Here is a 12,959-nt window from a genome sequence, read left to right as displayed (position 1 = left end):
CACGCCTGCCGCAGTTAGCAGACGTGGGTCTTTAACGAACCAGCGCGTTTCCGGCGGCGGCGACGGCCGCAGCCTCGCTGACCCGTGCATCGACGGGTAATGTGATACGAAAAGTTGTGCCGTGTCCCGGCTTCGATTCGACTTCGATCTTGCCGCCATGGCGGTCGACAATGCCTTTGCTGATGGCGAGGCCAAGGCCAACGCCCTTGCCCACTTCCTTGGTGGTCAGGAAGGGCTCGAATAGATTGCGCAAAACGCTCTCCGGAATCCCGGTGCCATCATCGCGAACGGTGAGCTGGATTTCGGTTTCGTTGAGGCGCGCGCTCTTCAGCCATAGATTTCCGCCATGCGGCATGGCGTCGATGGCGTTCATGCAGAGCGCAAGCAGGACCTGTTCGATCTGCGCGGCGTCGCAATAAACGGTCGGGAGATCGGTTGCGAGTTCGGTTTGCAACTGGATGGCAGCTAGTTCCGACTTGTGCTCGATGAGCCTTAAGCAGCGCTCAACGATGGTGTTGACGTCGGCTTTCTCGAGACTGATGGGTGAGGTTCGCGAGAAGGTGAGCAGGTTCTTCACCAACTCGCCGCAGCGACGGCTTTCCCCGGCGATCAAGTCGAGCGAATCGAGGGCTTCTTTCTTCCTGGCTTCCGAGTCGATGCCTTTTTCGAACCAACGCCGGATGAGCTTGGCGTAGGTGAGAATTCCGGCGAGCGGGTTGTTGATTTCGTGCGCGACAACAGCGGCGAGCTTGCCGATGGCGACCATGCGCTCAGCCTGGAGCATCTGCTCGTGCGCGCGACGTAACTCGCGCGTTTTCTCTTCCACGCGCTCTTCGAGTGTTAGCGCCCAGGAAGTGATTTCCTGCCGTGCGACGAACAGTTCGTAGCTCATGGAGTTGAACGAGGACGAGAGTTCGCCGATTTCGTCGTTTGATGTGACGTCAATCTGGTAGCCAAGGTCTCCGTCGCGTAAGCGGTCGGTGCCGTGCTTGAGCTTTTTGAGGGGCCGGTGAACGATTTCCCAGATAAACAGGAAGCTCAGGACGGCGATGACGATGGAACCGGCTACCGTGTAGGCGGCGAGTATCCTGCTGCCGTGGGCATTGTCGGCGTCGGCCTTGGCGAGGGAGAGACTGGTATCGAGCACACCCAGTATTTGCTGGTTGGGCGGATGGGCGTGGCATTCGGCGGATGAACAGGTCGCATTGTTCTCGATAGGCGTGATGATGCCGAGAACACGGTCCTTGTTCGACGCGCGAAAGATGCGGAAACGGTCGGGCCGATTGAGCCGGGTGAGCGGCTGAGCCTGCGCGTGGCATCCGTAACAGGCTTCGGCGCTCTTGTCCACCATCTGGTTCACTTCGTCCGGGTCGGTAGAAAAGCTGATCCGGCCTTCCTTGTTGATGATGCGCAGGTGGACGACGCCTGGCTGATTAGCCATCGTGCCCATCATCTCGTAGAGGCCGCTGCGGTCGTTGTGCATCATGTAAGAACTGGTGCTGCGCTTGATGACTTCACCCATGCCCTCGGCCGAGGCAAGCGTTTGCGCTTCGAGGTCCTTGCGATGCAGGCGAATGTTGAGATATCCGAGGGCTCCGAAGGTCACGATGAGGGTGACAGCCAACAGCAGCAGGAGCTTCGCGCTAATGCTGTTGGTGATGTCGCTCCAGTGGAGTTGGAACTGGGACTCCAGCTCGGAGAGCTCGTGACCCTGCGGCTGCCATTTACGGGGCGTCGGAACGGTCTCCTCGGCCCCGTGCTTTGTGTTCTTCGAATCGGATTCAGTCTCCGACATTGGTCATCACGGCGGATGCGACCGGTACCGCCACAACCTCTTCGGCCGCGGCCTCGTGCTCCTTTTCGTCCGGGAAGATGGGCAGGTACTTTGCCGCAAGTCCGAACAGGGCAAAACCGCCGGCAACGATCATCGCGGTGATGGCAAACTCGGTCCATTTGGGCAGATAATGCCCGCCCGCTGTGCCTTCCATCCCGGTAATGCTGACGTTGAGGCGATTGGTGATGAAGCCCAGCACAACCAGTACGGCGGTGAAGTAAAGACCGCCGGGCGAATTGCGCACTTTCTTGATGGACAGAAGAACAATAGGAGCAATCATGGCCATGATCGCTTCAATCCAGAACAGGTACATCTCGTAGCCGGGTAGCAGGATCTGCTTCAACAGGCCGCGATGCAGGAGATCTTCAAAGCGAAGGATCGTGTAAACCCAGAGCACGACCCAGAGCACGCGTCCAAGCTCTCGCAGGATGGGAAGTTCAAGTTGACGATGGAAGTACTTCGAACTCATCGAGGACTCGAAGATCGTCATCGCCAGGCCTACCGCGATGGCCGAGATGAAGAAGAAGGCCGGCAGCAGTGAGCTATACCAGAAAGCATGGAGCTTCGTCGGCATGATGAGGTAGAGCGTGCCAAGCGAAGACTGGTGCAGCGTTGAGAGGATCACGCCGAGGATTACGAGTGGAATGAGAACCGCCTTGACGATCTTCAGCGGTCTCTCAAGTTTGAAGCGCTCAAGAACGATCGGCGAGAACTCCAGCGAGAGAACCGTCGTATAGAGCATGACGCAATACGCTACCTCGAACATTACCGAGTGGGGATTGCGCATGATCAATGGATGCCAGATGTTGTAGGGCTTGCCGAGGTCAAAGATCAGCGCGAACGACACCAGTACGTATCCGAGGAACGCGGTAAGGACCGTTGGCCGCACGATGGAGTGCCAGCGCTTGATGTTGAGGATGTGGACAGCGGCCGTGAGGGTGAAACCGCCCGCGGCGAGCATCACGCCGCAAAGCACGTCAAAGCCCACCCAAATGCCCCAGGGGAATTGGTCGGAGAGGTTAGTGGCGGCGCCGAGGCCACGCGTGAAACGAATGACTGTCGCGTAGAGGCCGAGAACCATGATCACAGCGAAGATGAATTTCCAGAACGTGAATTTGAATTTCATCGCTTACCTCCCTCCCGCTTTTCGCTCTTCTTTGCTTCTTCTTCGGCTTCCGCGGCGGCAACTTCTTCGCGACGGTGGGTGATCCACCAGACACCACCGAGCATTGCGCCGCCCAGGGGAACGAAATCGGGGATGCGCGAGAGCACGCGGTAGGTGTACATCGGCAGGGGATCGGTCGGGAGCTTTGCCGGGTTGAGGCCGAACTCGGCGAATTGCACGCTGGAAAGCATGATGACGCTGGTGCCACCGACTTCCTCAATTCCGAAAATGTGCGGAACGTAGTTCGACGGGTTGTCGTGGAGGCGCTGCTGGGCTTCCTTGATGAGTTCGGCACGATCTCCAAACTTGGTTGCGCCGGTGGGGCAGGCTTCGGCACATGCGGTGGGCCGGCCATTGTCAACCCGATCGGGGCACATGATGCACTTTTCAATCTTGGGTATGACCTTTCCCCACTCGTACTTCGGAACACTGAATGGGCAGGCGACCATGCAATAGCGGCAACCCATGCACTTGTTAGCGTCGTAAACCACCGGGCCGAGCGCGGTCTTCTTGAGCGCTCCGACCGGGCATACAGAGGCGCAGGCGGGGTCTTGGCAATGCATGCAGAGACGACGAAAGAACTTGTCGCCCTTGGTCATGATGGCTGTGAACTTATGGTCCGATGTGTATTCTTCCGCTGCGATCTTGTCGTCGTACGGCAGCTTGTTCTGCTGCGCGCAGCCGGCCTCGCACTGTTTGCAACCGATGCACATGGTTGCGTCGTATAGGAGTGCTTTACTCATAGACTCTCCGCCTGGGATGGCCGATCGGGACTAAACGTCGGCTCATCGAGTGAGCTGGAATGAGATTGGAATAAATGTGCTGCTGGGTACCGAATGAGATTCAGGGTGGGGCTCGGAAGGCATTGCGGATTGTCGGTGGTGCTCAAGGATACTCGGGCCGGAGCGGGGAAGACATACGCGTCGGGCTCAGTTCCGCGGCGCACCGCCAGCGGGTTTACCGCCTGCCGGTTATCGTCATGAATCAGGCGAAAGCTGGGCTGCATTGCTCACCTTTTCTCGTTGTCGTTACGGACCAATTCCTCCGCATTGACGATCACTGCTTCGTTTTGACCGGAATGCACTTCGAACAACGAAGTGCGACTGTGGGCGCCAGGAGCAAACGAAGCGGGTGAAGCGAGAAAAAGGATGATGAGAACATTCGTTATGAAAATCCCGCATCGCGCCTCCTGATAAAAAATGCCCTTAAATGCCACAGCGGTCGCAAAGGCTTAAGAGCTTTGCAGACCGCCCGATTTATTGCGTTGAAAACTGCATCACTGCAACTCCAAATTCGCGAGATTGCAGCACTTAGGAGTGTGAGATCGTACAAGTGACGTCGCAGTGACCCGTGTCACCCTGAGTCGTGAGCCTTGATTCGTGCGCGTGTGTTGAAAATCTCAGCGAGAAAAAACGGGATGATGGTTAGATCGTGCTGAGAAATGCAATGCGGGGATACCGAGAGGTTGCGGGATGTTGCGAAAAGCTACTGCGAGTTGTGACAAAAACTGCGATAAGCCCCAGCCTCTCGGCTCCGTTCATGAATGCGACGACAACGGTCAGCAGGATGACGAGAGTCCCGACAAAGAGAAACCCGGCCGCAATGGCCGGGTCAAGGACGAGTCATGAAATCATGAGCCTATCAGGCGTTCAAGTGCGGGCTTGTTCTTGATCAAAAGTGTGGAGCCCTTGAGAACCGCGATCTGCTTTTTGCGGAAGTCCGCAAGAGTCCGCGTTACGGTCTCTCGCGACGTGCCGATGATCTGTGCGATCTCTTCGTGTGTAAGGGCAACCTTGATGCGCATCCCCTCCGCATCGGCGCCGTCGCCGTGTGCCCATTCCAGAAGCAGGCGGGCGAGGCGTTCGGGGGCGGAATGAGAAAGGCCGAGCGAACGGATCTGCTGGTAGGCGGACTGGCAATCGCGACTGAGGTGCTGGGCGGCCTTGAGGCAGGCATCGCCATGCACCTGGAGGAAGCGCAGGAAATCGTCGCGCTTGATGAAATTAAGTTGGCAAGGCTGTCCGGTTTCGGCGGTGATTTCGTACGGCGTGCTCGAAACCGTGGCATGGAGACCGAGGACCTCGCCGGGCTGCGCGATTTTCAGGATCAAGGTCTTGCCATCGCTGGATGTCGTCGAGAGTTTCACCCGCCCTTTACAGAGCATGTAGATTCCGCGCGGCGACTGACCCTCCACGAAGAGGACGGCGCCAGCCGGATATGCGGCGGTGAATTTGATTTTTTCGAAAGCTTCAAGAGAAGTCTTGGGCAGGCCGCAGAAAAACGCATCCGTCCGCAGCTTGCAGATCAGGCAGTTCTCAACGAGTTCCAGGCCGTATGGCGCTCCCACAGTGCCTCCCGTTACTTAGATTTTATCATCCGCCGCCGGACTCAAATTCTCGACTTTGCCCCGGAAAACCGCTCCACGGGCCCCTATGCTGCTGACTTATATCACAAAAGGGTTGTGACGCCCATTACAGAGATGGGGTAGACGGCTCACAGACTTTGGGTCGATGGCTCCGCGAGAATGCGCAAACTCGACCAAGGGCGAGGGCTGCCGGTCACATCGTCGCGTGACGCAGTTGGGCGCAGCCGGGATGGTGAAACATCCCCTTCGCTGTTCGGTTGTGCCTGACGGAGGCCGGAGTGTATCCCGGCCAGGGAGCGCGGTCTAATACATGATTTCGACCCTCTTTAACCGGCCGGACCTGCCATCGTCCTCGATCGTTTTATACCTGCTTATTTACTTGCAGTCCTCCTGCTGCAGAAAGCTGTTCATAAGAAAAGGCCTTATCCCCCAGGCATTATCAAACGGCCCGCGGCTGAGATACAGGAGGTCTCGCCGAAATGAAGCGACACTTGACGTTCTTCAGCGCCATATTGGCGCTGCTTTTGATCCCCACAACTTTTCTCTGGGCGCAACAGGCAGCTCAGACTGCTACCACGGGCGGTCCCGTCACACAGGACCCCCTGGTTCGTGTTCTTGTAGAGAAAGGCGTAATCACCTCTGACGAAGCCCGCTTTATCGGAACGGGCAACAATCAGCGTGAAAAGCTGCTTTACCTGCTGAAGCAGAAGGGCGTGCTTTCAAACGCTGATCTCGACCAGTTGACTGTGACCCCGGTATCAACCGGCTCGCAACCGGCTGCCACATATAAACCTGCCGTCTTGACTACGACGGCTTCCACACCGCAGGCGGCGAAACCGACAGAATCCAAGCCGCCGGCTCCCACCTTCATACCGGCAGTCGCGCCGCTGCGCGTTCTCCAACTCGAGCCTTCGAAGAAGGGATTGATCCCCGACGTTAAACTCGGTTCGGGTGCGTTGCTGAAATTCTACGGATTCGTGAAGATGAGCGTCATCGACGACACATCGTCTCCGTATGGCAACGATTTCCCATTGCCCGGGTTCATAGGCTCCATCGATACAGGCCCGAACCCCGGCGGTGAATTTCATGTCAAGGCGCGGTCGACACGGCTGGGAGCAATGTTTGAATGGCCGGACCTCAGCCCGAATCTCTCCATAACCGGCAAAGTCGAGTTTGATTTCGAAGGAAACTTCTCGCGCGTCAACAACCGCAACATCTCCAGTATGAGATCGAGCATGCCTTCGATTCGGTTGGCTTATGGTCGAATCGACTACAAGACGACGGATCGGACCAGTGTTTTTGGATTGTTTGGGCAGGATTGGACGCCCTTCGGTTCATCGACGCTGCCAAACCTGCTGGAGACGACCGGCCTGGGCCTGGGCTTCGGAACGCTCTATGAACGGGATCCCCAGCTCCGAGTCGGCTTGTTCCACACCTTCGGCGGTGACCGGAAATTCGGTATAGGACCCGAGTTTGCGATTGTGACGCCGTCGTCAGGATTGCCACCCACCGACCTCGCCAGTCAACTGGGTTACGGTGAGCGCCAGGGACCGGATTCGGCGCGCCCGGAAATACAGGGACGGCTGGTGTTTCAATGGCAACTGGATAAAGCGCCTGGAGTGGTGCCGGCACAGTTCATCATCAGCGCGATGAACGGCGAACGGCGCATTTACGTGGCCAAGGCGAATGTTCCCGCGGCGGCGCAGAGCGCGTTTCCGAATGGAACCAGCGTCAGCAGCAGCCAAAACGGCGTTTCGCTGGAAATGCAGTTGCCGACGCGGTACGTTACGCTGCTTGCCAAGTATTACAACGGCGAGGACCTGCGGTTCTTCTTCGTCAACGGCCTGTACTCGAATTTCACGGATACCACCGGCCTGACCGGGTTGCTGACGGCGACAGGCGTGGATGGTAATACCGTTACGTTCGGCAACAACGGCACGGCGTACGTCGTAGCACCGCAAAGACCGATTCGTACGGCGGGCGGGTTTGTGAACCTGGGATTCCCGCTGAGCCGGATCTTCCACGCCGACCCTGCTGGTCGCAACGCGGGATGGCAGATGTACCTGCACTACAGCGTTGACGATCCGTACGCGCGGGATGTCCGGAGGGCGCCGGCAGTGGCGGACAATTCCATGGGCAACCGCGATCGCAGCAGTTTGTTCGCGGGGACCTTGTTTTGGAAGCTCAACTCCCTGGTCACTTTCGGATACGAACAGTCGTACTATGACACGAAACTTTCAGGTCCCGGCGCTGGCCCAACTTACGTAACGCCGATCTGGAATGGCGGTGTCGCGAGTTCGTGGCATGACGTGCGCAGTGAATTTTCAACGATTTTCAGTTTCTAATTAGGAGAGACCATGGCTGATACGGTGTCGCAGGCCGCAAACCCCGACGGCAAAAGCCAATGGGACCGCGTCGCGGAAATGGACGAATTTCGCCTTCTGCTTCTGGCTAAGGTGGGATTCGTCGTTCCGGCAACCATTTTCTTCATCGCCTACTACTTTGCGTTGCCCATCCTGGTCGGGTATTTCCCGGCCTTCATGGATCGTAAAGTTTGGGGACAGGTGAACATAGCCTACCTGTTCGCGCTTTCACAGTTCTTCGTTTCATGGATCATCGCTTTCCTCTATGTGCGCGCCGCCAAGAAATTTGACGCGTACGGGGCGCGCATTATGCAACGACTGGAGGAGGAAGGGAAAGTGAAGGTGACCGGACAATGAACACTACACTATTGCTTTTCCTCGCCTTCATCGTAGTCACCCTGGGCATCACTGCGTGGGCGGCGAAGCGCTCCAGTTCAACCGCGTCGTATTTTGCGGCGAACCGGAGAATCACCGCGTGGCAGAACGGAGTAGCCGTCGCCGGTGATTACATGAGCGCTGCATCCTTCCTCGGCATCGCCGGATTGATCGCATTCTTCGGCTATGACGGCTTCATGTACTCGGTCGGATGGCTGGTGGCATATCTGACGGTGCTGCTGATCGTCGCCGAACCGTTGCGCAATGCGGGCAAGTACACCATGGCCGACGTGCTTGCGTACCGGTTGAGACCAAAGCCGGTTCGCGCGATGGCTTCCCTGAGCACGCTTGTCGTGAGCACGTTTTACATGATCGCGCAGATGGTCGGTGCCGGAGCGCTGGTGGCACTGCTACTGAAGGACAGTCACATCAGCTATCACACGGCCGTCATCGGCGTGGGCGTCCTGATGATCATTTACGTGGTCTTCGGCGGCATGATCGCGACGACCTGGGTGCAGATCGTGAAGGCAATCCTGCTCATGGCCGGCACCGTGCTGCTGAGCGTCCTCGTGATGGCGCACTTCCACTTCAGCTTTGGCGAGTTCTTCAGCGCCGTAACGCAGGTGCACTACACCGGTGCGGGTGGAAAGCCTGTCGTGCAGGACTTCCTGCAGCCGGGCTTGCGCTTCAAGCCACCTTACGGGGCGCTCGACCTGATCTCGCTTGGCATCGCGCTGATCTTCGGAACCGCGGGGCTTCCGCACATTCTCGTACGGTTCTATACGGTGCCGGATGCTAAGACGGCCCGTCACTCCGTAGTGTGGGCGATGGTTCTGATCGGCAGCTTCTACATCATGACCACATTCCTTGGGTTCGGAGCTGCGACGATTGTCGGTCGCGACTTCATCGGCAAGAACGGTGGCATCAACATGAGCGCGCCGCTGCTGGCCAATGCACTGGCGGGTTCGGTGTTCTTCGCGTTCATTTGCGCCATCGCGTTTGCGACGATCCTTGCGGTGGTCGCCGGCCTTACGATCTCGGCTTCTACCTCGTTCGCTCATGACGTTTGGACGAACATCGTTCACAACGGAACCGAGCGTTCGCCGGGCGAAGAGCGGCGCGTCGCACGTATTGCGGCGTTCGTCGTGGGAGCGGTTGCCATCGCAATTGCCCTCATGCTCGGACCGGCTGCCAATGTGGCTTTCCTGGTCGCGCTGGCATTCGCAGTAGCGGCCTCGGCCAACGTTCCCGTCATCCTGCTTTCGATCTTCTGGAAGCGCTTCAACACGGCGGGAGCGGTCTGGGGACTGGCAGCAGGACTGGTTGCATCGATCGTGCTGATCTTCCTCAGCCCGAGCCTGATGGGTACGGACGGAAAGCACTTCATCAACCATGCAGCCATCTTCCCGCTCGAGAATCCCGGGATTCTCAGCGTTCCGATTGGGTTCCTCGGTGCATACTTGGGAGCTTTGATCGGCGGACGTGAACCTATGGCCGAAGCAAAGTTCACGGAACTCGAGGTTCGTGCCAACACGGGCCTGGGAGCCGAGAAAGCCTCGGCACACTAAGAACATCCCCACGTCTGCCGACTACGGCGGACGTGGGGCACGGATATCGCGGTTACAACCCCACATCTGGCAGCTTCGGCAGATGTGGGGTGCAAACAACTTTGATCGAAGAACCAACTGAGAGGCACGGTTTTTAGCCCCACTCGCAATCTTTTTGCGAAAGCATTAAAGTAACGGTCGCTCCGCAGTCCAGAAGGTACGGAGGAATATTCAAGGATGGCGAATACACCAGCCATATCACAAGCAAACATCGATTCAATCTTGCAGGAAACTCGTGTTTTCCCGCCCAGCCCGGAATTCGCAGCGAAGGCTCATGTGAAGAGCCTGGAAGAGTACGAGCGTATTTACCAAGAGGCGAAGGACAATCCGGAGAAGTTCTGGGGTGGCATTGCCGAAGAACTGCACTGGTTCAAGAAATGGGACAAGGTCCTGGAGTGGAATTCGCCGTGGGCGAAATGGTTCGTCGGCGGCGAGATCAACCTCTCCTACAACTGCCTGGACCGGCACGTGAAGACCTGGCGCCGGAACAAGGCCGCCCTGATCTGGGAAGGCGAACCCGGCGACACTCGCACGCTGACGTATCAGCAACTTCTCGTCGAAGTGCAGAAGTTCGCGAACGTACTGAAGAGTCTTGGGATCCAGAAGGGCGATCGCGTTGCCATTTACATGGGCATGGTGCCGGAGCTTCCGGTGGCTATGCTGGCGTGTGCGCGCATCGGCGCGGTGCACTCGGTGATCTTCGGTGGATTCTCAGCGAATGCCATTGTCGATCGCGTGGTCGATCAGCATGCGGTTGCGGTCATCACGCAAGATGGCGGTCATCGGCGCGGCACCGAGGTCAAGCTGAAGAACACGGTTGATGAGGCGCTGCACCGTTGTCCGAGCGTGAAGCACGTCGTGGTGCTCAAGCGCACCGGTTCGCCGGTGAAAATGGAAGAAGGCCGCGACCACTGGTATCACGACCTGATGGCGACCGCCAGCGATGACTGCCCGGCCGAGCATCTCGACGCAGAGCACCCGCTGTACATCCTCTACACCTCGGGAACCACCGGCAAGCCGAAGGGCATTGTGCACACGACCGGCGGATACTCGGTCGGAACCTATATCACGTCGAAGTGGGTGTTCGATCTCAAGGACGAGGACGTGTTCTGGTGCACGGCTGACATCGGCTGGGTAACTGGCCACAGCTACATCGTCTACGGGCCGCTGCAGAACGGCGCCACCAGCATGATGTACGAGGGCGCGCCGAACTTCCCGGAGTACGACCGTTTCTGGGCCATCATCGACAAGCACAAGGTGAACGTTTTCTACACGGCGCCGACCGCGATTCGTACCTTCATTAAGTGGGGCGACGACTGGCCGAACCGTCACAAGATGGACAGCCTGCGACTGCTTGGCACAGTTGGCGAACCGATCAATCCGGAAGCCTGGATGTGGTATCGCGACGTGATTGGCAAGAACCGCTGCCCGATTGTCGATACATGGTGGCAGACCGAGACAGGCATGATCATGATCACGCCGTTGCCGGGCGCGATTCCAGCAAAGCCTGGTTCCGGGACACGTCCATTCCCGGGGATCGTGGCGGAAGTAGTTACGCGATCCGGGGAAAAAGTACCGCTGGGTTCCGGCGGATACCTTGTGATCAAGAAGCCGTGGCCCGCAATGCTCCGCACCATCTATGGCGATCCTGACCGTTACGTGAAGCAGTACTGGTCGGATATTCCGGGCGTTTACTTCACGGGCGACGGCGCGCGCGAGGACAAAGACGGCTACTTCTGGATCATGGGCCGCGTAGACGACGTGCTCAATGTCAGCGGACACCGGCTGTCGACGATGGAGATTGAATCAGCGCTGGTGGCGCACGAGAAGGTTGCCGAAGCCGCGGTCGTCGGTCGTCCAGACGATCTGAAAGGGCAGGCGGTTTGCGCTTTCGTAACTCTCGAGGGTGGCATTACTCCATCGAAGGATATGAAAGAAGAACTGCGGGCGTGGGTGGCGAAGGAAATCGGCGCGATGGCGAAACCAGACGACATTCGCTTCACCGACCAGTTGCCGAAGACCCGTTCCGGCAAGATCATGCGGCGCCTGCTGCGTGAACTCGCCACGAGCGGCGAAGTAAAAGGCGACACGACCACGCTGGAAGATTTCAACGTGATCGCGCGGCTCAAGGAAAGCGACGAATAGAAACAACGGCAGAACGGCAAAGGGAAGCGGCAAGACTTAGGCGCAGCCAAAAGCTGCGCCTTTAGTTTTGGCGGGAAGAATTACGACTGTGTTGGGGGCGGTTCGGGTGCGGCGGCGGATTCCGCCTGCGGAGTCGCGGGCTGCGCGGCAGGTGCCGCAAGGACCTCAGGCCCTGGGATTTCCGCCGGATGCGTCGTCGTGTATTCGACGACAACGGCCGGGTGTTCTTCCGCATACAAACCATACCAGCGGACAGACGCTGCGCGCTGCCAAAGGCGGGCGAAAATCTGGGTGAGCATTACGACTTCGAGAAGCCACCATGTCGCCCAAACCTGGTTTCCTGGCAGATGGCTCCACGCCCACAAGCCAACTCCGAGCAAAACCCAGGCGACGATGCTGATGCGGAGGTACATCCAGAGCAGCGTGCCCAGTGCCCTGAACGAGATCACGAAAGCTCGCATCAGGTCGCGGAACATCCCGTGCTCGTTCTGCGCTACGGCGCGCACCTGCGCGACGTCGAACCAGAGGCGCACCAGCAGGACGAGGACGACGCTGATGCCGATGCCGACCAACCGGATCTGGAACGCCGTCTTTTCACTGGCTGCCTGCGAAGCTATCGCGAAAATGATTCCTGTAAGCCCCACGACCACTGCGTACGGGATCAGCGACATCAGGAAGAGCCGAGCCATCCGCCAGAAATAATCGCCGCTGGAGCCGAAGAACTCGCCGGCCGTGAGCGGACGGTCTTCGCGATAGGCAGTCAGGATGCCGCCGACGATGAACAGCATGAAGAGGAAGAAAAGATAGGAGTACAGGACGGAGCCCCGCGTCAGGGCCGTCATATTAATGTCGGGCCTGCTGAGAAGTTCGCCGAAAGTCGCGACATCGAACCCATTCGCCAGTCTGGATGCGTGCATGCTGTGGTCGAGCACACTACTGAATTCCACGCGTGGCGTGTTAGTAGCCAGCGCTCCCAGCACCAGGTTCACAACAAAAACCCATATCAAAATCTTCTTGTGGCCCCATACGAGGCTCCAACCGGTACCAACTGTTCCTTTGCTCATGTTTTCCTCCCGATCTGAAGTTTTGAAGCTCGCCTTCGACT

General features: G+C 58.1%; 9 protein-coding genes. 4 read left to right on the top strand and 5 right to left on the bottom strand.

The window, feature by feature from the left end:
- Positions 1 to 31: 31 nt before the first annotated feature.
- The 4 genes from ROO76_21285 to ROO76_21270 all read right to left on the bottom strand — a co-directional run bounded on the left by ROO76_21285 (position 32) and on the right by ROO76_21270 (position 5,346).
- Positions 32 to 1,795: an ATP-binding protein gene (locus ROO76_21285; GenBank protein ID MDT8070703.1), complete on the bottom strand. Its 1,764-nt coding sequence runs from the start codon at positions 1,793 to 1,795 to the stop codon at positions 32 to 34.
- Positions 1,782 to 2,960 (bottom strand): Ni/Fe-hydrogenase cytochrome b subunit, encoded by a 1,179-nt coding sequence (gene hybB / locus ROO76_21280; protein MDT8070702.1) that lies wholly within the window; start codon positions 2,958 to 2,960, stop codon positions 1,782 to 1,784. Before hybB ends, ROO76_21285 begins: the two co-directional genes overlap by 14 nt.
- Positions 2,957 to 3,742 (bottom strand): 4Fe-4S dicluster domain-containing protein, encoded by a 786-nt coding sequence (locus tag ROO76_21275; GenBank protein ID MDT8070701.1) that lies wholly within the window; start codon positions 3,740 to 3,742, stop codon positions 2,957 to 2,959. Before ROO76_21275 ends, hybB begins: the two co-directional genes overlap by 4 nt.
- A gap of 887 nt (positions 3,743 to 4,629) precedes the next feature.
- Positions 4,630 to 5,346, bottom strand: a complete 717-nt coding sequence (locus ROO76_21270) for a Crp/Fnr family transcriptional regulator (GenBank protein MDT8070700.1) — start codon at positions 5,344 to 5,346, stop codon at positions 4,630 to 4,632.
- 497 nt (positions 5,347 to 5,843) lie between these two features.
- On the opposite strand from ROO76_21270, the gene ROO76_21265 reads away from it, so the two are divergent.
- The 4 genes from ROO76_21265 (at position 5,844) to acs (ending at position 11,854) form a co-directional block, all read left to right on the top strand.
- Positions 5,844 to 7,709, top strand: a complete 1,866-nt coding sequence (locus ROO76_21265; protein MDT8070699.1) for a hypothetical protein — start codon at positions 5,844 to 5,846, stop codon at positions 7,707 to 7,709.
- A gap of 12 nt (positions 7,710 to 7,721) precedes the next feature.
- Entirely contained in the window at positions 7,722 to 8,084 is a 363-nt protein-coding gene (locus tag ROO76_21260; protein ID MDT8070698.1) for a DUF485 domain-containing protein, read from the top strand.
- Complete coding sequence (locus ROO76_21255) at positions 8,081 to 9,670, top strand: cation acetate symporter (GenBank protein ID MDT8070697.1); 1,590 nt, start codon at positions 8,081 to 8,083, stop codon at positions 9,668 to 9,670. The genes ROO76_21260 and ROO76_21255 overlap by 4 nt, the downstream gene beginning before the upstream one ends.
- 216 nt (positions 9,671 to 9,886) lie before the next feature.
- A complete protein-coding gene (acs, locus tag ROO76_21250; GenBank protein ID MDT8070696.1) occupies positions 9,887 to 11,854 on the top strand; it encodes an acetate--CoA ligase in 1,968 nt (655 codons plus the stop codon).
- A gap of 80 nt (positions 11,855 to 11,934) precedes the next feature.
- Here acs and ROO76_21245 read toward each other — a convergent pair whose 3' ends face one another.
- Positions 11,935 to 12,918: a hypothetical protein gene (locus ROO76_21245; protein MDT8070695.1), complete on the bottom strand. Its 984-nt coding sequence runs from the start codon at positions 12,916 to 12,918 to the stop codon at positions 11,935 to 11,937.
- Positions 12,919 to 12,959: the final 41 nt, after the last annotated feature.

It is taken from the genome of Terriglobia bacterium, from assembly GCA_032252755.1.
In the GTDB taxonomy this organism is placed as follows: Bacteria; Acidobacteriota; Terriglobia; order Terriglobales; family Acidobacteriaceae; genus JAVUPY01.
This window is presented reverse-complemented; position numbering and strand designations above follow the sequence as displayed.